14 protein-coding genes and 2 tRNA genes are annotated in these 21031 nt (G+C 65.9%); 5 read left to right on the forward strand and 11 right to left on the reverse strand.

The genetic code is table 11. The features are described 5' to 3' along the window. Positions 1 to 130 precede the first annotated feature (130 nt). Complete coding sequence (locus MRBLMS1_RS11555; RefSeq protein WP_456149163.1) at positions 131 to 799, forward strand: hypothetical protein; 669 nt, start codon at positions 131 to 133, stop codon at positions 797 to 799. 68 nt (positions 800 to 867) lie between these two features. Here MRBLMS1_RS11555 and MRBLMS1_RS11560 read toward each other — a convergent pair. From MRBLMS1_RS11560 to MRBLMS1_RS11585, 6 genes are all read right to left on the reverse strand, one after another. Next, positions 868 to 944: transfer RNA gene (locus MRBLMS1_RS11560), tRNA-Met, on the reverse strand. 62 nt (positions 945 to 1006) lie between these two features. After that, complete coding sequence (locus MRBLMS1_RS11565) at positions 1007 to 1498, reverse strand: hypothetical protein (RefSeq protein ID WP_485879491.1); 492 nt, start codon at positions 1496 to 1498, stop codon at positions 1007 to 1009. Between the two features lie 107 nt (positions 1499 to 1605). Beyond that, positions 1606 to 1682 (reverse strand) — tRNA-Met (locus tag MRBLMS1_RS11570). 56 nt (positions 1683 to 1738) lie between these two features. Further along, positions 1739 to 2950 (reverse strand): methyltransferase, encoded by a 1212-nt coding sequence (locus MRBLMS1_RS11575; RefSeq protein WP_485879492.1) that lies wholly within the window; start codon positions 2948 to 2950, stop codon positions 1739 to 1741. A 25-nt stretch (positions 2951 to 2975) separates the two neighbouring features. Further along, positions 2976 to 3833: a hypothetical protein gene (locus MRBLMS1_RS11580; RefSeq protein WP_485879493.1), complete on the reverse strand. Its 858-nt coding sequence runs from the start codon at positions 3831 to 3833 to the stop codon at positions 2976 to 2978. A gap of 60 nt (positions 3834 to 3893) precedes the next feature. Then, on the reverse strand, positions 3894 to 4103 hold the full coding sequence (locus tag MRBLMS1_RS11585; protein ID WP_034755039.1) for a hypothetical protein: 210 nt from the start codon (positions 4101 to 4103) through the stop codon (positions 3894 to 3896). A gap of 176 nt (positions 4104 to 4279) precedes the next feature. Here MRBLMS1_RS11585 and MRBLMS1_RS11590 point away from each other — a divergent pair, with 176 nt between their 5' ends. Beyond that, positions 4280 to 4447, forward strand: a complete 168-nt coding sequence (locus MRBLMS1_RS11590) for a hypothetical protein (RefSeq protein ID WP_166449232.1) — start codon at positions 4280 to 4282, stop codon at positions 4445 to 4447. Positions 4448 to 4451: 4 nt separating this feature from the next. Here the strand turns inward: MRBLMS1_RS11590 and MRBLMS1_RS11595 are convergent, their stop codons facing one another. The 3 genes from MRBLMS1_RS11595 to MRBLMS1_RS11605 form a co-directional block, all read right to left on the reverse strand. Further along, entirely contained in the window at positions 4452 to 8210 is a 3759-nt protein-coding gene (locus MRBLMS1_RS11595; RefSeq protein ID WP_485879494.1) for an AAA family ATPase, read from the reverse strand. Positions 8211 to 8226: 16 nt separating this feature from the next. Next, positions 8227 to 9453 (reverse strand): exonuclease SbcCD subunit D C-terminal domain-containing protein, encoded by a 1227-nt coding sequence (locus MRBLMS1_RS11600; RefSeq protein WP_485879495.1) that lies wholly within the window; start codon positions 9451 to 9453, stop codon positions 8227 to 8229. 103 nt (positions 9454 to 9556) lie between these two features. Then, the gene (locus MRBLMS1_RS11605; RefSeq protein WP_485879496.1) at positions 9557 to 12577 is read right to left on the reverse strand and encodes a PAS domain-containing protein; all 3021 of its coding nucleotides are present in this window, start codon (positions 12575 to 12577) and stop codon (positions 9557 to 9559) included. A 282-nt stretch (positions 12578 to 12859) separates the two neighbouring features. Between MRBLMS1_RS11605 and MRBLMS1_RS11610 the strand changes: the two genes are divergently transcribed. Together MRBLMS1_RS11610 and MRBLMS1_RS11615 are read left to right on the forward strand one after the other, a co-directional pair. Then, positions 12860 to 13231 carry a YajD family HNH nuclease gene (locus tag MRBLMS1_RS11610; RefSeq protein WP_034755042.1) on the forward strand — a complete coding sequence of 124 codons (372 nt, stop codon included), beginning with the start codon at positions 12860 to 12862 and terminating at the stop codon, positions 13229 to 13231. Positions 13232 to 13252: 21 nt separating this feature from the next. Beyond that, a complete protein-coding gene (locus MRBLMS1_RS11615) occupies positions 13253 to 13921 on the forward strand; it encodes a response regulator (RefSeq protein ID WP_128139862.1) in 669 nt (222 codons plus the stop codon). 63 nt (positions 13922 to 13984) lie between these two features. Here the strand turns inward: MRBLMS1_RS11615 and MRBLMS1_RS11620 are convergent, their stop codons facing one another. After that, positions 13985 to 16129, reverse strand: coding sequence for a TonB-dependent receptor domain-containing protein (locus MRBLMS1_RS11620; RefSeq protein ID WP_485879497.1), 2145 nt, complete (start codon positions 16127 to 16129; stop codon positions 13985 to 13987). Between the two features lie 170 nt (positions 16130 to 16299). Between MRBLMS1_RS11620 and MRBLMS1_RS11625 the strand changes: the two genes are divergently transcribed. Next, positions 16300 to 17655 (forward strand): sensor histidine kinase, encoded by a 1356-nt coding sequence (locus MRBLMS1_RS11625; protein WP_485879498.1) that lies wholly within the window; start codon positions 16300 to 16302, stop codon positions 17653 to 17655. A gap of 33 nt (positions 17656 to 17688) precedes the next feature. On the opposite strand, the gene MRBLMS1_RS11630 is transcribed toward MRBLMS1_RS11625, so the two are convergent. Next, positions 17689 to 20901, reverse strand: coding sequence for a di-heme oxidoredictase family protein (locus MRBLMS1_RS11630; protein ID WP_485879499.1), 3213 nt, complete (start codon positions 20899 to 20901; stop codon positions 17689 to 17691). Positions 20902 to 21031: the final 130 nt, after the last annotated feature.

Raw genomic sequence — 21031 nt, forward strand, 5'->3', positions numbered from 1 at the left:
GCGACTGCGCGCCCGGGCCACGCGCGGTGCCGGATTTGCGCCTGCGCACGGCAGATGTAAAAGTTTCCTTTACGCAAGCTTTCATGTGAGAAAATGCGGCTTGTCGATGTGGTGCGGAGCGGAGCGAAAAATGATGTGGATGGTTGGCGGTGCCCTGGTTCTATTGGTCGCCAGATTTTTATGGCTGGCCTATTTTCATCGGGTCAACGCGATGTCGCGCCAGGCGGAATTGATGAACTGGCTCGATATCGGCCGGGTGTCGAACCCCGATGGCGGCAAGGATATTCTGTTGGCGAGAAACGAACGCGGCGCGCGGATAGACTGGCGCACGGGCGAAGTCTGGCTGATGAATCCCAAGGTGGCCGAGCCGTTTGCCGATTTCCTCGCCGTCGAGCGCTGGCTGACGATGCGCGACATGCCTGCGGCGGGCAAGCCGGCCGCAGCCACGCCTGCGCCAGTGGAGCCGGAACCGGAAGCGGCGCCGGACGCCGGACCCGTGCGCGATACCTTGCCGGCCTTCCAGCAAAAAGTCGATGCCTGCCTGGCCAAGGCCGAAGGCGGCCAGGAATTGCTGGAAACCAAGCAGGCGTTCGAGGCGGGCAGCGAGCCCTATCTCGAGGCGTCGACGGAACTGAGCAAGACGGCGCTCGAGCTCGAAGTGTCGCCAGCCATGGTGGCGACGTTTCATATCAGCGCCTTTGCCGCCCTGTCCGAAACGGCGGGCGCCGACAAGCTGGAACGGGTAGCGGCCAGCCTGCACGCGGCGGCCAGGCAGATCAGGGCCAGCGTCGCCGTGTAAAAAGCGGGCCTGACCCGGAATGAAAAAAACCGCTGACTCCCTTGCAGGAATCAGCGGTTTTTATGTATTGGTTGCGGGGACAGGATTTGAACCTGTGACCTTCGGGTTATGAGCCCGACGAGCTGCCAGACTGCTCCACCCCGCAGGCGAATTATATACCAGTTTGCTGCGCTGCGGGAATGATCTTCGGCATGCCTGCCGCACCGCTTACTTTTGCTTGAAAACCGTGGCCGTTCCCTGGCGTGCAAACGGCGTGCCCATATGGACTTTCTTGCCGCGCACTTCGTATGGCAGGAAGGTGATGATCGAATAGCCATCGCGGTGGTCGAGCGCCACGGCTATCGCATCCGATTGTTTGCCGGACGAGGGCAGGGGGACGGTAGCGTCATATGCGAGGGCGGTTGTCTTGTATTCGCCATCGGCGGCGCCTTGCACAAGGGCTTCCTGTATCAGCTTGATCATGTCGGCCGGCAGTAGCGACATCGCAGCTGTGCTTGCGGGCATGAGGACGAATTTGTCGGTCTGCTTCAGGGCCGCGCCCAGCGGGAGGAAATGGCCTTGCCTCTCAAGTTGCAGCTTGGCCAAAGGAACGATGAACTCTTGCAGATATTCGACATCTCGCTGCGCCTGGGACTGGGCTTGTGCCGTGGCGGAAAAGCACAGGACGGCAAGCAGGGTAACAGTGTGGCATGATTTCAAGGTGTGGCCCTTGTACATTTAAAGTATGAATTTAACATGGCTGTACAGAATGGACCAGAATGAAAAAGCCGCTGATCCCTTTGCAGAAATCAGCGGCTTTCAGATATTGGTTGCGGGGACAGGATTTGAACCTGTGACCTTCGGGTTATGAGCCCGACGAGCTGCCAGACTGCTCCACCCCGCAGGCGAATTATAGCGGGGTTTGCTGCAATGCGCAATGGCGGGGTTTCAGACCCTCGATTACGCCGCCGCCAGGCGCCACAGCGAGGTGACTTCCTTCGAACGGGCCGCATGCAGGCTGTCGGTGGCGTCCTGTGCGCGCGGGTGCGTGGGTTTCACATCCAGGCGGTCGATGACTTTCAGGCCCGCCTGTTGTATCCATTCCAGCAATTGCGCGCGAGGGCGCAAGCCCAGGTGCTCGGCCAGGTCTGACAAGATCAGCCAGCCTTCGCCGCCTGGTTCCAGGTGGTCGGCCAGGCCGGTGAGGAAACCGCGCAGCATGCGGCTGTCCGGATCGTAGACGGCGTATTCGATCGGCGAGCTTGGACGGGCTGGCAGCCATGGCGGATTACACACGACGAGCGGCGCGCGGCCCGCAGGGAACAGGTCGGCCTGCACCACGTCGACCTTGTCGATCACATCGAGGCGCGCCAGGTTTTCGCGCGCGCAGGACAGGGCGCGCGGGTCCTGGTCGGTGGCGACGATGCGGGCGACGCCGCGCTGCGCCAGCACGGCGGCCAGCACGCCCGTGCCGGTGCCGATATCGAAGGCCAGGCTGGCGCGCGCGGGCAGCGGCGCTTCCGCCACCAGGCCCACGTATTCGCCGCGGATCGGCGCGAACACGCCGTAGTGCGGATGGATGCGCTGGCCCAGGGCCGGCAGTTCCACGCCCGTGCGGCGCCATTCGTGCGCGCCGATCAGGCCCAGCAGTTCGCGCAAGGAGGCGATAAACGGCTCTTCGCCGCGGCCATACGCTTCATTGCACGCCAGTTTCACGTCCGGCGCGCGGCGCAGCGGGATCGTGTAGTCGGCGTCGAACGGCAACAGAAGCATGGCCAGGGTGCGGGCGCGTTGCGACTGGGCCTGGCGGTGCAGATGGAACGCTTCTGTGGCGGTCGGTTCCGGCTTGGCCAGCTTGGCGGCCTTGGCCTTCTTGCTTGGCTTGTCGTTCTTGTGGTCGGCGCGGCGCGCCAGCGCCTGCAGCAGCTGGCGCGCGTTCTGGAAGTCGCCGCGCCACAGCATGGCCGTGCCTTCGCAGGCCAGGCGGTAAGCCTGGTCGGCCGTCGTGCGGTCATCGGCGATGACGACGCGCTTGGGCGGCGGCATGCCGCTTTCCGAGCGCCAGCGGGCCGCGTGTTCGGCGCCGTTTTCGCTCCAGTGGATCTGCGGATGAACGGTAGGTGAAGAAGTGTCGGACATGGGATTCAATCGATAGAAGGGGGCGCGCGGCATGGTCGCCTGCGCAGGCCGTCTTCCATTATACGTTGCTGGCCGTGCCGTCTGTGCTGCCGGCGCTGTCCGTGCCATAGGCGAGTGCCAGCGCGCGGGCGCGCGCCTGGTCTTCCGGCGTGGCTTCCACGGTTTTCTTGCCGGTTTCGACCGCTGCGTCCGGCTGCACCAGCTTGAGCAAGCGCAAGCTCAGGCTGCCCGCCAGGTCGCCATCGTTGCCGCTGGCGCTGGAGCCATCGGACATGTCCTGATAGAGATTGCTTTGCAACTGCTGGCCCAGCAGCTTGAACAGGTCGTGCAGATTGCCGCCGAAATGCGTGTCGGGCAACTGTTTGGCGGGCAGGACGCCGTCATCGGATGCCGGGGCTTCCGGCGTTTCGTTTTGCGTTTGCTCAAGCACGCCCGCGCTGATGTTCGATTGATATTGCACTTCCACTTCGAAGTCGAAGGTCTGGCCGTCGGCCGTCGTGATCTTGCCCTTGCCGATGAAATGCGCGTTTTCATCGAGGCTGAAGGCGGCTGCGCGGCTGCTGCCATTGGGGCCCGAGACGCTGGCGCCGCCGCTGCTGAAACTGGCTCCCGCCTGCAGGTCGACGGAATCGAAGGCAATGGTGGCGCCGTCGCCGAACAGCTGGCGCGTCATGTTGCTCAGAAAATCTTGCGCCACGTCGACGGTGGCGTTGCCCAGCGCATCGGTCCGTTGCGACAGCCCCTTGGCCGACAGGTCCAGGCCATTCTTCGACAGGGCCACGACGTCTTGCGCCGTGCGCTGCATCAGCGGTGAGCCGGCCAGGCCCGTGGCGCCGTTGCCCGTGCGGGACGGCTGCTGGCCAGCCAGCGTATTCGAGGCGGGTTGACGGCTGGCAAGGGCGGGAAGCTGGGACATGGTCGGTTCAAATGGGGAAGATATGCGAATTAACGGCAATATCTTCCCATTCTTTAACCATTAGTGGTGGTGCGACCAGCTACCGTCCGCCGACTCCAGGTAGGACTTGACGGCATCGGCCTGGCCCGTGGCGTGGCGCTTGAGTTCGCCGCATGCGCAAATGCCCTGGTATGGCTGGATATGCGAGCAGGCGGAGACTTTTTGCAGGTAGACCTGCATGGATTTGTGACATTTGACGCACTTGAAGGTGAGGCTGCGGGCGGCTTTCATGGGCTTCCTTGAACTGTTGCGGGGCATACGGGAACATATGCGAAGGGCGGGATTTTACCCCACTCCGCCTGCTGTTACATACTGTTGCAACTGCGCCACGCGGAAGTCAACTGAATCAGGTCTATCACGTTGAGAGAGTACGGAGGCCATCTGGTATCCATTGACGAGGTAGCACCATGGACAAGCATGACAAGGAAAAGCCTGCACAGCCCGCCAAGGAGCTGGTCAGAAAATGGCTGAAAGCGGAGCTGGAACAGCGCCGGCCGCCGCCCGACCCCGAGCAGATCCGCCGCGAGCTGGGCTGGGATATGCTCAGGCTGTGCCGGGAGCCGGCCAGCCGTTAGCGACCTAACGTACCGTCACCACGCTCTTGCCGCCGGATCCCGGCTGCACGAGGATGCGGGTGGCGATGCGCTCCGTCATTTCCTGTACGTGCGAGATGACGCCCACCTTGCGGCCCATCGCTTGCAAGCCGTCGAGCGCATCCATGGCCACGCGCAGGGTTTCCGTGTCCAGGCTGCCGAAGCCCTCGTCGATGAACAGCGATTCCACGCGCACGCGGTTCGATGACAGCGAGGCCAGGCCCAGCGCCAGGGCCAGCGAGACGAGGAACGATTCGCCGCCCGACAGTGAGTGCACGGAGCGCAGCTCGCCGCCCATGTCCTGGTCGCGCACCATCAGGCCCAGCGATGGATTGTTCGGGTTGTCGATGCGTTCCAGCTGGTAGCGGCGCGCCAGGTGGTTCAGGTGCGCGTTGGCATAGCCGAGCAGCACTTCCAGGGTGAATTGCTGCGCGTAGTTGCGGAATTTCTTGCCGTCGGCCGAGCCGATCAACTCATTCAGGCTGGCCCAGCGCCGCTCGATGACGGCTTGCGCCTCGATCTGTGCCAGCATCGCTTGCGCGCTATGGCGCCGGGCGTCGTCCTGCGCGATGGCCAGGCGCAAGCGCGTCGCTTCCTCGTTCGCGGCCTGGCGTTCTTGCAGCAGGGCGTCGAGCGCGGCCTGCAGCGTAGCCACGTCCATTTCCAGCGCTTCGGGCGGCTGCTGCACGTGCGCTGCCAGCTGCTGCCGCCGTTCGGCCAGCACGGAAACGGCCGCCGTGTGGCGGTCGGCGATCATTTGCAGGGCGTCGCGTTCGGCACGCATGGCGTCCGGCGCGATGGCCAGGCGCGCGCGCAAGCCGGCCATGTCGGCGGGCGCTTGGGCCGGATGGGCATCCTGGAACTGGCGCAGCCAGTCGTGCAGGGCGGCGGCGGCGCCGTGTTCCTGTTCGCGCAAGGCGGCCAGGCGCTGCGACAGCTGCGCGCACGCTTCGTCCAGGCGCGTGCGCTGTTGGCTGGCCGATTGCGCTGCCGTTTGCTGCTGCGCCAGCTGTTCTTTGGACTGCGCGATGGCCGCTGCCAGGCTGCGCTCGACCTCGGCCACGCTCTGGCCCTGCCATAGCGCGTTGCGCTGCGCTTGCAGCGCCGTGCGTTGTTTGTCGGCGGCGGCAAAGGCGGCATGGGCTTCCTGCGCCGTGTGCTGCGCCTTGCCGGCGGCCAGCAGCGCCGCTTCCAGTTGCGCGGCCAGGGTCGCCAGCGCGTGGCCGCGCTTGTCCTGGTCCGCCTGCTGCTTCAGCCATTGCCGGCTTTCCGATTCACGCGCGGCGCGGAAGGCGGCCGGGCCAGCGCGCCAGCCCTCTTTCCAGTCCTCGGCGCCGTCGGCGTCGGCAAAGGCGCCATCGAGCTGCGCCAGCAAGGCATCGAGCGCGGCGCGCGCCGTCTCGCCCTTGTCGGCGTTGCCCGCTTGCTGCGCCTGCAGCTGGGCCAGCCGCGCTTGCGCATCGGCGACGGCGCTTGTGCAGCGCGCGTGCTCGCTGGACGCCAGTTCGTGCGCCGCCTGCGTCTGCTCGCGCCGCGCGCCGGCCTGGCGCAGCGCCGTTTCCTGTTGCGCCAGCGCCTGCAAGCCTGCCGCATTGGCCGCCAGCTGCCGCGTGAACCAGTCCGTGCGCTCGTCTTCCTGCGGCAGCTGCAGGGTATCCGCATGCGGTTGCCACTGTGCGTTCAGGCTATCGATGGCGGGCGGCAGGGCAGATAGTTCTTCCGCCGTTTGCGCCTGTTCGCGCATATGGGCTGCCAGTGCCGCCTTGTGCGTGGCCAGTCGTTCCAGATTGCCGCGCACCTGCGTGCGGCAGGCCAGCACGTCATCCTGCAAGCTGGCCAGCATCGCCTGCAAGGCATCGTCGGCGTGGCTGTACGGGTGTTCCAGCGCGCCGCAGACGGGGCAGGGCTGCTCGTCCTGCAAATTGGCGCGCAGCTGCTCGACGCTGGCCGCGCATGCCGCTTCGGCGCCCTTCAACGATTTTTCCGCCTGCGCCAGGCGTGCTTCCAGCAGCGCCGTTTGCGCCGCTTCCGCCGCCAGTGCCGTGCTTTCCGTTTGTGCGGCCTGCGCCAACTGGGCCGCCTTCGCTTGCCAGTGCGCCAGCGCCTGCCGCTGGCGTGCCAGTTCGCTCCAGGTTTTTTCCGCGCTGCTCAAGATGCGCGCGTGCGCCTCCAACTGGCCGCGCTGTTCCTGCAGCCCCTGGCCATCGATGGCTTGCACGGCCGCCAGTGCCTCGCGCCGTTCGGCATCGCGCAGCGCCAGCGCGGCAGCGGCGCTGGCCAGCGCTGCTTGTGCCGCCTGTGTGGTGTCAAGGGCCTGGCGCACCTGCCGCGCCGATGCGGCCATGCTGGCGTCGGCCGCATCGGCTTGCGCGGCCGCTTGCCCGGCCTGGACAAACAATTGATCCCACAACTGCCACGATTGCGCCAGTGCCTGCCACTGCTGATGCGACGCCAGCCACTGGCGACCCGCTTCCTGTTCCCCCTGCGCGGTCTGCTGGCGCTGCTGCAGCGCGTGCAGCGCGGCGCGCGCCGCCTCGTTGGCCTGGTCGGCACCTTGCGCCGCTTGCTTTGCCTGCTCATGCGCGGGCAAGTGTGCCGCAATGCCGGCATCGAGCGCCTTGGTCTGGTCGAGCAGGGGCGCCGCATCGCGCTGCGCCGCTTCCTTCGCCAGCAAGTCCGCTGCGGCCAGCTGCACGGCCTGCGCCAGTTGCGCTTCGCTGGCCACTGCCTGCGCCGCCTGCGCGCGCGACGCTTCCAAGGCCGCGTCCGTGCTGGAGATCTCGCCGGCCAGACGCGCCACGTCGTCGATCAGGGGCCGTGCCGGCTGCAGCAATTCCCACTGCGCCAGCGCCGCACGGCGTTCTTCGGCGGCGGCCCGTTCTGCATCCGCGCTGTCCAGTGCTTGCTGCGCGGACGCCACCTGGGCTTGCAGCTTGTGCGTTTCCTGGTGCCAGCGCTGCTGCAGTTCCAGCACGGCCTTGCGCAAGTCGATGGTGTGCAGGACGGTGTCGGCCGCGCTGCACAGCGCTTCGGTCTCCGCCCGTTCTTCCGGCGACAAGGGCCGCTGGTCGGCCAGTTTTTCACCCAGGCGCTCGAGGACCTGCTTTTCCTTTTTCGCCCGCTCGAAGGCGCGCATGGAGATATCGGTATAGATGCTGCTGCCCGTCAGGGTTTCCAGCAACTCTCCCCGTTCATTGTCTTCCGTCTTGAGGAAGGTGGAAAACTCGTTCTGCGCCAGCAGCACGGCGCGCGTAAACTGGTCGAACGACAGGCCGATGCGCTTTTCGATCTCTTCCTTGACTTCCGTCTTGGTGCCGCCGATGGGCTGCAGCGCGGGCAGCTGGTGCAAGCTCATGGCGGTGGCCTGCAGCGCGCCTTCCGCCTTGGTGCGCGAGCGGCGCACGCTCCAGCGCGCGCGGTAGCTTGCGCCATCGTTGCCGACGAAGTCCACTTGCGCGTAACCGTCAGGCGTGCCGCGGCGCAGCAGGGTGCGCGTATCCTGGGCGTTGACGGTTTCCTTGCCCACGTCGGGCAGGGCGCTGCCCCGTCCCAGCACTTTCAGCAAACGCGGCGTGGCGTCGTACAGGGCCAGGCACAAGGCGTCGAGCAAGGTGCTCTTGCCCGCGCCCGTGGGGCCGCTGATGGCGAACAGGCCGGAAGACGCCAGCGGCTCCTGCTGGAAGTCGACTTCAAATTCGCCGGCCAGCGAGGCCAGGTTCTTGCCGCTGATTTTCAGTATTTTCATGGTTCTTCAGTTGCGCTCACGCGCCGGGCAGCAGCAGTTCGGCCAGGGCCGACAGTTGTTCGGGTGGCGCTTCCTTGCCATATTTTTGCAGGTACAGGCGGCGGAAGATATCGTCGGGCTGTAGCTGGGCCAACTGGTCGAGCGTCAGGTTCTCGGGCGCGCTGCTGCGCGCGGCGCTCGACGTTTCGATTTTCGCCAGGCGCACGGGCTTGCCGTCGAGCGCCGTTTCGATGCGCGTGCGCAAGCCCGGTTCCGGTGCATCGAGACGCACGCGCACTTCCAGGAAGGGCTGCGCTTCCGGTGGCGCGGCGGGCACGTCGAGGGCGGCCAGCTGCGCCAGTACTTCGTTGATGGGCGCCGGCGTGGCGGGCACGCGCAGCAGGGGCACGGCGCGCGGCACTTCGATGGCGCGCACGGATTGCAGCGCTTCGCCGTCGATATCGAGGCACAGCACCTGGTGGCGGTAGTGTACTTCGGCGAACGACAGGGGAATCGGGCTGCCGCAGTAGCGGATGTGCTCCTGGTCACCCACGGCCTGCGCCTTGTGCAAATGGCCCAGCGCCGCATAGGCGATGGCGGTATCGAAAATACCTGAGGGCAGCATTTCCGTGCCGCCGATGACGATGCGCCGTTCGGAGTCGTTCGACATTTCGCCGCCCACCATGTGGCAGTGGCCCATGGCGACGATGGCTTGCCCTGGCTGGCGGCGCGCCAGCGCCAGGTCCGTCAATTGCCGGTACAGCAGGGCGATGCCGCCCAGGTAGGCGTCCTGCGTGTCGCCGGCCGGGAGTTTCGGCACGTCGCCAGGGCGCAAAAAGGGCATGGCCAGACACCATGCCTGCACTTGGCCATCGCTGCCGGCGAGCGGCAGCAGCAAGCGCTCCAGGTCGATATTGCCCGCCTCGTCGCGCAGCAAATGGCCGATCACGTGTGTGCCGTGCGCGGCCAGCAGGGGGCCGGGTGCTTCGAGACGGCCGGCCGAATCGTGGTTGCCGGCGACGACGACGAGCTGCAGCGCGGGCAGGCGCGCGCGCGCCTGCTGCAGGAAGACATATAACTGCTTTTGCGAGGCGGCCGACGGGTTGGCGTTGTCGAATACGTCGCCCGCGACCAGCAGCACGTCGGCCTGTTCTGCCACGAGCGTGTCGAGCAGCCAGTCGAGGAAGCGCTGGTGTTCGTAGCCCCTTTCAAAATTGTGCAGGGTCTGGCCCAGATGCCAGTCGGAAGTGTGCAGCAGGCGCATGGTGTGGCAACGGTAGGGAGGACAGGCGCCAATATAGCAGGAATGATAGGGGTCAGACCCGTTGGGTCTGACCCCAGCCTTCAGTTGGGCTTGCTCTCAGCCATCAAGCCGTCAATGCGCCAGCTCTGTATGTATTGCGCCCATCCTGCTTGGCCTTGTACAGCAGCACGTCGGCGCGCTGCAGCAGCACGGCGGGGGAAATGTCTTCGTCGCGGTAGAAGGCCAGGCCGATGCTGGCCGAAATGCGCACGGTGATGCCATCGAGTTCGAACGGCTGCTGCATGGCGGCGACGATTTTTTCCGCCAGCACGGCCGCGTCGTCGGGGCGGGTGATCTGTTCCATGATGATGGTGAATTCGTCGCCGCCCAGGCGGGCGATGATGTCGGTGGCGCGCATGGTGTGCGTCAGGCGCTGGGCGAACGCGCGCAGCAGGGCGTCGCCGGTGCCGTGGCCGTGCGTGTCGTTGACGGGCTTGAAGCGGTCGATATCCATGTACATGACGGCCATCAGGTGCTGCTGCTGGCGGCTCGCGTGCATGGCGTCGCTGAGTTTTTGCTGGAAACCGGCGCGGTTCGACAATCCCGTCAGCGCATCGACCTGGGCCAGCTTCAGCAAGCGCTGTTTTTCGCGCTTTTGCACGGTGATATCCTGGCGCATCACGTGAAAGCCCACCACCTGCAGCTTGTCTTCGCCGATTTGCGGGATGTAGATCACTTCCATACAGCGCTCGATGCCTTCCTTCTCGTCTTCTTCCTCGAAGCTCAAGGTTTCGCCGGCCAGCACTCTTTCGATATACGGCGCCACGGTGCGGTAGCGCGCCTCGCCCACCGTGTCGCGCACGCGCTTGCCCAGCGCCTGGCGGCCCGTCAGGCCGAATTCGCGTTCATAGGCGATGTTCAGGAAGCGGTAGACCTGGTCGGCGTCGATGTAGGCGATCATGGCCGGCAAGGTGTCGGCGATGGTGCGCAGGCGCGCTTCGCTTTCCAGCAGCGCCACTTCCGATTCGCGCAAGGTGGTAATGTCGTCCAGGGTTCCCACGTAGCCTTCGATCTTGCCGTCGATGAGGATGGGGGCAATTTTGACGGATACCCACACCAGCCGGCCGTCGCGCTGCAGGCAGCGCAGGGTCGACTGGAATGGCGCATGGCTGCGCGTGAGCTGTTCCAGCGCCACGTGCATCAGCGGATAGTCGTCCGGATGCAGGGCGCTGGTCCAGCCGGCGCCCAGGGCGGCCGCGCGGGGCAGGCCCGTGATCGATTCGAAGGTGCGGTTGACGTAGGTGCAGCGGCGCTGGCGGTCCAGGCGCACGAGCCCCAGCGGCGAGGCGTCGTTGACGGCGGCCAGCTCGGCCTGTTTCTGGCGCAGTTCCAGTTCCTGCTGGCGGCGCTGCGAGATATCCTCGGCGATGCACAGGATATGTTCGATCTGCTGGCGCTCGTCGAACACGGGCACGGAGACGGCGCGCAGGTAGCGCAGGCTGCCATCCGCCAGGCGCAGCGGCTTTTCCGTATGGTCGATGACGCCGTGCTCGGCCAGGATGGCGCGGTCGTCCTCGGCGTCGTGCAGGCCGAAGTCGGGCGGGAATGCCTGGCAATCGGTCTTGCCGATGACGTCGGCGGCCAGGTGGCCGGTGATGTCCTCGGCCGCCTTGTTCCACACTTCCATCTGGCCGAAGTTTTCCGGCCGTGCGCTTTTCACGTAGACCAGCACGGGCAAATGGTCGATCAGCGACTGCAGGAAGCTGCGGTTGTCCTGCAGCGCCAGTTCGTCGTGCTTGCGCGCGCTGATGTCGCGCGAGGTCACGGCCACGCCGTCGGTGATTGGCACCACCTGGTGGCGCAGCCAGCGCGTGGCGCCCGAGGCCAAGGTCAGTTCGAATTCATCCTCCAGCGGCTGGCGCGTTTCCATCACCAGCACGAAGCGCTGGAAGAAACGCTCGCCGCGCAGCAGCGGCATGTGCGCCAGCACGCGCTGGCCCAGCAGTTCGGAGCGCGGCTTGCCCAGCATATCGGCGGCCCGCTCATTGACGTCGGCGAAAATGAAGTCTTCCACCGGCTTGCCCTGGGCAGGGCGCCAGGCTTTCAGCAGCAGCACGGAGTCGAGGCTGCCGTGATGCGCCGCGCGCAGCAGCGCCTGCGTTTCCGTGGCCTGGCGGATGCTGCGGCGCAGGCGTGCGCTCTGGCGCATCAGCAGGGCCGTAAAGCCGGCAATGAGCACGGTGGCGGCGAGCAGCGCGCCCACATACAACAGGCGGCGGTGTTCGAAGCGGGCCAGGGCGGCGGCGCGGCTCACGCCCACCACGGCCAGCAGCGGGTAGCGCGGCAGCTCGCGGTAGCTGTAGATGCGCGGCGTCGCGTCGACGGGCGGCTCGATCAGCAGTTCCTCGGGGGCGTGCCGCGGCGGACCCGGCATGCGGAAGTCGATGCGGTCGCTGAGGATCAATTGCTCGCCGATGCGCCCCACCGTCAGGCCGCTGTCGCGCGCCACCAGCATCAGCGCGCCATGCTCGTCGAGGTTCAGGCGGTCGTAGTCGTCGACAAAATACGTGGGGTCGACGTGGATGACGATGGCGCCGGCGAAGCGGCCCCGCGCATCGTTCAGGCGGCGCGCCAGGCGGATGGTCCAGCGCTTGCCGTCCGCGTCGAGCATCGGTGTGTCGACCAGGGCCGTGTCGGATGCGTTGGCGGCCAGTGCCCTGAAAAATGGCTGCGTGGCCAGGCTTTCCGGCAAATAGGCGTGGGCGCTGTCGATTACATTGCCCTGCGCGTCGATGAGGGCGATCGGCAGTTCCAGCTTCGATGGCAGCACGCTGTCGAGCAGCCCCTGGCGGCGTGTGAATTCATTGAGGCGCAGGCCGCCGTCCGTTTCCTCGTATTTGAGCTTGAACAATTGCGTGGCATGGTCCGTCTGGCGCAGGGTGAAACTGGTATGGTCGGCCAGGGTGCGCGCCAGCGACTGGCTGACGGCCACGGCGTCGCGCACGGCGCTGGCCCGCTCCTGGCCCACCTGATAGTAGACGGCCGCCCACAGTGCCAGCAGCAGGACGAGCGCGAACAGGGGCACCAGACTGATGCGGTACAGGCGGCGGGCAAGGCGTTGCAGGGGTCTCGTTATCGCTATCACGGGCGCTTGCAGGCTAGATTCATGGAAAAAGGGAGGGGCGGCGTGGCGCGCATGATAGCCGAAATCGGCTGCCTTGCGCATAAGCCCGTCGCCGCCACGCCCATCGTCTGTTCGCGGTCTGTCGCTGGGCTTATTTTGCGTTAAATCAAGCATCTGTGGCGCGGTGCATGCTAAAAAAAACACGCCGGCGGCGACACGGGCTAGCGGCGTGGCAGAAAAAGTACAATTGCGCCCCCATCCTCATTAAAATGGATGCTTCCACCTCCCATATCGAAAGTTGTCATGCAGAGTAAAAAGCCCGACGCGGCAAGACTGGACAAGATCGTGGCCGAAGCGCGCCGCGCCGCCGACCAGCGCGAGAGCGGCTACCGCGAGCGCTCGCTGAAGATGTATCCGTGGGTCTGCGGCCGCTGCATGCGCGAATTTACGCGTGCCAACGTGCAGCAGCTGACCGTGCATCACCGCGACCATAACCACGACAACAACCCACCCGATGGCAGCAACTGGGAACTGCTGTGCCTGTATTGCCACGACAATGAACACTCGCGCTATCTGGAAGCGGACCGTGGCGCCGGCCTGCTGTCGGCCGAGGTGGCGCCGGCCACGCATAATCCGTTTGCCGCGCTGGCGGGCCTGATCAAGAAGAAGGACTGAGCGGGCTGCGCCGCTTTCCCCATGCGCATCTTGCTGACCGAAGACGACCCGCAGCTGGGCCGCGCCACGCAGATCGGCCTGGAACAGGGCGGCTACGCCGTCGACTGGGTCACGAGCGCCGAACACGCGCACACGGCCGTGCGCCTGCACGACTATGGCTGCATCCTGCTCGACCTGGGCTTGCCCGGGCAGGACGGCATGCAGGCGCTGGGTGTGCTGCGCGATAACGGCTACAGCGGCGCCGTGCTGGTCGTCACGGCGCGCGACAAGGTGGGCGAACGCATCGCCGGCCTCGACGCGGGCGCCGACGACTTCATCGTGAAACCGTTCGACCTCGACGAACTGGCCGCGCGCATCCGCAGCGCCTGCCGCCGCGCCGCCGGCCGCCTGCGCGAAAACCTCGTGCACGGCGACCTGGTGCTCGATATCGCGGACCGGCAGGTGACGCAACGGGGCTTGCCCGTGACCCTGACGGTGAAGGAATTTCGCATCCTGCAACTGCTGCTGGAGCACGGCGGCCGGGTGCTGAGCCGGGAACAGCTGGAGAAAAACCTGTACAGCTGGGGCGGCGAGGTGGAAAGCAACGCCGTGCAAGTGCACATCCATCACCTGCGCAAGAAGCTGGGGCGGGACTTGATACGCACCGTGCATGCGATCGGTTATTGCATCGACAAGCCCAAAGCGGCCTGACAAGGAAAACGGGCCGCCCTGAGGCAGCCCGCTGTGCTCTATGGCTGGTCAGCCATCAACTCATCAGAAATCGACGGTGGCCGACAGCCACAGACGGCGTCCGTCCAGGCTGTTGACATAGCGGTTGGCGTAGTTCAATGCCGGTGCGCGGTACGGCTGGTAGTCGATGAAGTCCTTGTTGAGCAGGTTGTACACGGCCGCGTTCAGGGTCACGCGCTTGTTCAACTGGTAGCTGGTGCCCAGGTGCAGCATGGTGTAGCCCTTGTAGTCGCCCAGCGCAGCCTTGGCGGCGCGCGTGGAAGCCGAGGTGCCCGGATCGCGGAAGCGCTCGCTGCGGTACTCGGCGCGCAGCCAGCCGTTCCATTCGCGCGAGATATCCCACGACAGGCGCGCATTGACGGCGTGCTTGGGCGTGTCGCTCAAGGGTTTGCCCGCGTTGCTGCCACTCTTCTGTTCGCTTTCCGTGTACGTGTAGTTGGCGCTGGCCGACAAGGTCTTGCCCAGCGGGAAGCGCGTGTTCAGCTCGACGCCGCGTGTGACGGCCTCATCCACGTTGACGGACTGGCCAAACGCATCGACGTTGGGCCAGTTGCCGAAGCTGACGCAGCCTGGACGGTTCGGCGACGGACGATAGTCGCAATTGACGAGGCCGGTGCCCGTCGTGATCTTGTCCTTGAATTCGTTGTTGAACAGGGAGCCGCTGGCCGTCCAGCCGGCCAGGTTGTCGAAGTAGGCGCCGATTTCCGTCGTCGTGCTCGTTTCCGGCTTCAAGTCCGGGCTGCCGACGAGGGGGATCGTGCCCTGGCCGCCGAAACCGTTGATGCCTGGCGACAGTTGCTCCACGCGCGGCGTCTTGTAGCCCTTGCTGATGCCGCCTTTGACGGTCCAGCTCGGCGTCGCGTTCCACACGGCATACGCGCGGGGGCTGGTCTGGCCGCCGAAGATGCTGTGATCGTCATAACGGGCGCCGAAGGTCAGCGTGACGTTCTCCAGCACCTGCCATTCGTCTTCCACGAACAGGGCTTTTTGCGTGAATTCGAATTTTTTCGGCGCCACGCCATCCGTCATTTCCGCCTTCCACCATTGCGCGCCGACGGTCGCCATGTGCTTGCCTAATGGCATGACCAGCTTGGTGTCGAATACCTGGCTTTCCACTTCCAGCGTACGCGCGCTGCCAGCGACGGCGCCGGGCGTGCCTGGCGGAATCGTGCGGCCCAGGGTTTCCGTCTTGTTCACCATATAGCTGCTGTCCAGGGTGCCGAAGCCGAAGCGGCCCGTGTGCGACAGGGTCCACTGGTCACGGTTATATTTTTGTTCCGGGCCGTAGCCGCCCTGTACGGTCTTGGTGCCGAGCTGGCCGTTCGAATTGTCGTAGGTCTGGCGGCCCGCGTCCGCGTCGAGGATGACGGTGTGGTAGCGGTTCGGCGTGAAGGCCAGGCGCGCGCCAAAGTTTTCAATGTCCGCACGCACGGGGTTCGCGCCCATGCTGGCTGCCGTACTCCCGCCGGCCGCATTCGGGGAGCGGATATCGGCCGCGTCGCGGCGCTGCTTGCTGCCGCGCAGGGACAGGCCCAGCAGGTCGGTGGCGATGGGGCCGCTCAGGTAGAAGCGGCCAGCCTTGACGTCGCCAAAGTCCGATTCCTGCTGCACGGTGTAATCGGCTGAAACGGAACCCATCCACTGCTTGCCCACCTTGCGCGTGATGATGTTGATCACGCCGCCCATGGCGTCCGAGCCGTACAGGGTCGACATGGGGCCGCGGATGATCTCGATGCGCTCGATGGCAGCCAGCGGCGGCATGAAGCTCGTTTGCGTGCCGCCGAAGCCGTTCGGCGTGACGTTGCCGGCCGCGTTCTGGCGCCGTCCGTCAATCAGCACCAAGGTGTAGTCGCTGGGCATGCCGCGGATGCTGATATTCATGCCGCCCGTCTTGTCGCCCGCCGCGCCCACGTCGATGCCTTCCACGCTTTCCAGCGCCTGCGTCAGGTTGCCGAAGCGCTCCTTCGACAGTTCCTGGCGCGTCAGCACCGTGATCGAGGCGGGCGCCTGCTTGATGTCCTGCTCGAAACCGGAGGCGGAAACCACCACTTCCGGCATGCTGGCAGGCGCGCCCGTCTGGGCGTGCGCCGGCAGGCAGGACAGGGCGGCCAAGGCCAGGGCCAGGGTGGTGGGACGCGGCAGGCGCGCGCGGCGGGTGCTGTTGGACATGCAAACTCCTGAGGGTGGATGAGTTATTGGCGTATGTTGCTGGTGCAGGCTAATGGGAATCATTGACGCAATAAGAATCATTTACAATTGCGCCCATGGCTACCCAAAAAATATTTCGCTCCGGATCTTGCGCAGAAGTTCTTAAGAGATTCTTAACGGCTGGCGGCGGCGTGAAAACCTGGTCCTTGCGGCGCACCCTGCTGGCCGTGCTGCTGGGCCTGACCCTGGCCCTGTGGGTGGGCAGCGCCGCCATCGTGTACGTGGAAGCGCGCCGTGAAAGCCAGGAATTGTTCGACCAGTCGCTGATCGAGACGGGTCATCTGCTGCTGTCGCTGGTGGAAAAGGATGCGCGCAAACACGGCTTGACGGGGCCCATCGACGTGCCGCTGCGCGGCCATCCGAATCCCCACCAGTATTTGCTGTTCAAGGTGCGCGACGCGCAGCAGCGCGTGCTGTACCGCAATGACGCGGCGACCGACATCGCCCTGTCGCGCAGCGCGCCGGACGGCCTGTCCTGGACCAGCATAGCCGGCCAGCGCTGGCGTCTGTTTTCGCTGTGGGACCCGCAGCGCAGCCTGCAGCTGCTGGTGGCCGAGCCGACCAGCCACCGCGACGACATCAGCCGCGGCTTCTTTTACCGCATCGCGCTGTTCGGCCTGCTGCTGGTGGCGCTGGCCACGATTGCCATCTGGTGGAGCATCCACCGCGTGTTTCGCGTGCTGCAGGCGTCGGCCGATGAAGTGTCGGCGCGCACGCCCGATGAACTGGCCGACGTCAGGCTCGCGGGCGCGCCCGCCGAACTGCACCCGCTGCTGCTGGAAATTAACCGCCTGTTTGGCAGGGTGCGTCAAAGCCGCGACAACGAGCAGCGCTTCACGGCCGATGCGGCGCACGAATTGCGCACGCCACTGGCCGCCATCAAGACCAATCTGCAAGTGCTGCAGCGGGCTCGCAGCGCGGACGAACGCGAGGAATTCATCGCCGCCCTGGGCGCCAGCGTGGAGCGCGCCACGCGCCTCGTCAACCAGTTGCTGGCGCTGGCGCAGCTCGATCCCCAGTCGCAGGCGCAGGATACCGTACTGGCGCTGGCGCCGTGGGACCTGGCGCACTTGCTGGCGCAGCAGGGCGCCCAATGGCAGGCGCAGGCCGCGCCGTATCGGCTGTCGCTGAGCGTGAACATGGCGCCGGCGCCGTGCGCGCTGCATGCGGACAGCTTGCACATGCTGCTGCGTAACCTGGTCGAGAATGCGCTGCGCTACACGCCTGCACCGGGCTTTGTGGCCGTCAGCTGCGGCGTGGAGGAGGGGCGCAGCTATTTGCGCGTGGCCGACACGGGGCCGGGCATCGCCGAAGACCTGCATGAGCGCGTGTTCGAACGCTTCGTGCGCCTGGGCAGCGGACAGCTGCCCGGCAGCGGCCTGGGGCTGTCCATCGTGCGCCGCATCGCCGAACGGCATGGCGCGGACATCGTCCTTGGCGAAGGCCTCCAGGGGCGGGGGCTGGCGGTGACCGTCGTGTTTCCATGACGGCCCCGCCAGGGCAAGGTGCTTAGACCGACTTTATAGCGACTTCAGGAAAGCCAGCAGTGCGTCGCGGTCCGTCTTCGACAGGTTCTCGAAACGCTGGCGCGCCTTGGTCCCTTCGCCGCCGTGCCACAGGATCGCTTCCGTCAGGTTGCGCGCGCGGCCGTCATGCAGGTAGCCGGCCTTGCCGCCATTGCCCATGACTTTTTCCGTGTAGCCGATGCCCCACAGGGGCGCCGTGCGCCACATGCTGCCTTGCGCCTGGCCTTCCGTGAAGGTGTCGGCCAGTTCGGGGCCCATGTCGTGCAGCAGCAGGTCGGTGTACGGGCGGATGGTCTGGTTGCGCAGTTCCGCAAACAGATGTCCGGCGCCCGTCTTCATTTCCACCGTGTGGCAGGCGGCGCAGCGCATGCCCTGGAACAGCTTCGAACCGGCGGCCACTTGCTGCGGGTCGACCTTGAGTTCCTCGATCGGCGCCACGCCTTTCGGGAAACCGCTGGCGATGCTGCGCTGTGCCGGCACGGCCACCAGGGCCAGGTATTGCGTGATCGACTGCAGGTCCGCTTCCGAAATGCCCGGTTGGGCGCCGCCCGCCGCGCAGGCCACCGGCCCCGCCATGCAGGCGCGGTTGCGGTACACGGGCGAGGTGACGGCCATGTCCAGCAGCAGCGCGTCGGCGGCCTGGTGGCGCAAGGTGGCTTTCGCTGCTTTCCAGCCGAAGCGGCCCAGGCGCACGGCGCCCGTCTCCGGTTCATACACATAGTTGGGCAGGCCCATGACGCCGTCGGCATCCGGCGTGCTGCGCGCGCGCGCCAGGATGTCGGCTTCCGGCACGGCTTCCAGCAAGCCCGTGCCGATCATCGGCGGCGCCGCGCGCAGCGAGACGATTTGCGGCACCGGCCCTTCGAAGGCCAAGGTCGGCTTGCGCAGTTCGACCTGCGTGCCATCGGCCAGGGTAGTCTTGCGTGTCGTAAAACCGCCCACGCTGACGCTGTTGCCCCAGTTTTGCGGCACGCCGGACGGCGACACGGCATTCATCTGGATCGCCGTGCCGTATTGCGGGTGCGGCACCTGCTGTCCCGCCGCATTGATGCTGGCGACGCGCACGGCCATCGTGTCGAGGCGCTGGTTCACGGCCATCGGCGCGGGGCTGCGGCCATTGTTGACGTGGCAGGCGATGCAGGCCGACTGCCCGTAGCGCTGTCCCTGCAGCCCGATGGCGGGCGCGTAGCGGTCGTTGCCGCCTTCGTTGTGGTCACCGGTGGTGAAGTTGGTGTGCACCAGGCGGCGGCCCTCGACGAAGCGCTGCATGTTCTGCATGCCGATGTTGTTGTGCGGCTGCTGGAACATGAACAGGGCGTTGTCCGAGTAGTTATACGACACGGAACCGAGGCCGCCGGACAGCGTTTCTTCCGGCAGGGGCACGCCATTGAGGCGCGGTTGCACGCCATACCACGGCCGCAGTCCCGCGCCCACGACATACGTCCATTCGTACGAGTAGTAGCGGATGCCGCCATCATCGCCTTTCGATGCCATCGACGCGGTGGTGGAAAACATCGATGGCGACACTTCGATGATGTCGCCGGCCGTCAGCGCGCGCGCCTTGACGTCGGTGCCGTTCGGCATGCCGCCGGCATCGAGGCCGCCATGGCCCGGGTACTCCTTGATCAGCAAGGTGCAGGCGCCGTTGATGCCGTTGGCGTTCGTCAGCCTGTCGTTGGCCGGATAGGCCATGGGCTTGCAGACGGGGACGTTGCGGTCCACCAGTTCGCCGGGCGACATCCAGCCATAGCCCGTCACGCCGGGACGGTCGAAGCCACGGAAGAAAGCCACGCCGCCGGAGAGGAAATCGACGGTGGTGTACTGGTTGACGATCAGGGTGGGCTTGGTGACGCCGCTTACCTTGCTGTTGTCGATGATTTCCACGCCCCAGGTGCGGTTCTTGAAGTACTGCGGCACGAAAGTCAGGTAGTTGCCCGGACCCTTGTCTTGCGGCAGACCCGTGACGGGATCGACCGTTTCATTCGGGCCGTAGCCGATCTCATTCCATTCCTCGCCCCGCTCGCGGCCATGGCGCGCCAGGCCGCGCGCGCCGAAGCGCGTCACCAGGGTGCCGTCGGCCAAGGTGAATTGCAGGCTTTCCAGCGGCTGGGCGGCGGCGGGCAGCGGCGTCCAGCCGGCGCCGTTGGCGGGGAATTTCAGCGCCGACGTCGCGGTCGACGGCAGGCTGTTGTCGCTGCCCGGCGTCTTGAAGCTTACTTCCAGCAGCGAGTAGCCATACTGCGTGGCGCGCGCCACGCCCTGCAGGCGGATGTAGCGGGCATGGATGCCCAGGTTGAAGAATTCCTCGGTGCCGCCGTGGCCATTGCTCACGTAGCGCACTTGCGACCAGTTCTGCCCGTCGTCGGACACCTGCAGCGCGTACTGCTTGCCGTACGCGTTTTCCCACAGCAGTTTCATGTAGCCGACGGGCGTCTTCGCGCCGAAGTCGAACTGTATCCAGGCGCCGTCCTCGAACTTGCTGGCCCAGCGCGTACCCGTCTTGCCGTCGATCGCCATGGCGGCCGACATGCCGTTGTTTTCCACGGGAGAGGAAGTGGCGGCCACGGGCGAGATGGCCACGCCGGGCTGGCCCGGATCGATGGTGACCGGGGGCGGTTCGGTGACGGGCGGCGTCACGGGCGGCAGTATGGGGGTGCCCGAAAATGCCTGGATTTCAAAGATGGAGTAACCATACTGGCCCGCGCGTTTGAGGCCCTGCATGCGCAGGTAGCGTCCTTGCGCGTCGAACCCCGTGATGTCCTCGATGCCGCCCTTGCTGTCGCTGACGTTCTGGATGGTGGTCCAGTGCGTATTGTCGTCCGATACCTGCAGCAGGTAGGCGCTGGCGTGCGCGTTTTCCCAGGCGATATGCACGCGGGTGATGCGTTGCGAGGTGCCGAAATCGAGGGTCAGGTATTCATTGTCGGAGAACGCGCTGCCCCAGCGCGTGCCGTCGTTGCGGTCGATCGCGGCGCTGGCCGACAGGTCGCCCCGTTCCGCCGAGCTGGCCGTGGCGGCGACTGGCGTCAGCGCCGTTTCGGCCGATGTCTGCGCCAGCAGGTGCTGCGCCATGGCGGGCGTGGCCGGTTTGTCGCCGCCACCGCCGCACGCCGCCAGCAGCAGGGCCAGGGCCAGTGGCAAGCGCCGCCTGGAAAAGTGGATAAAGCCGGCCTGGTGCTGCCGGGGCCGAAGCAGGGATGTGTGCATGCGATCTTCCTTGTTTTTATTGATGATGCAAGATTGGACTGGCTATCTCCGCATCCCCGCCTGTGGTGTTGCGTTTGCCTCACCGCCACGGCAGCGCCTTGCGGGCAAAGATAGGGGAGTGGTTTAATTG

It is taken from the genome of Massilia sp. LMS1-1-1.1, from assembly GCF_040815535.1.
In the GTDB taxonomy this organism is placed as follows: domain Bacteria; phylum Pseudomonadota; class Gammaproteobacteria; order Burkholderiales; family Burkholderiaceae_D; genus Janthinobacterium; species Janthinobacterium aestuarii.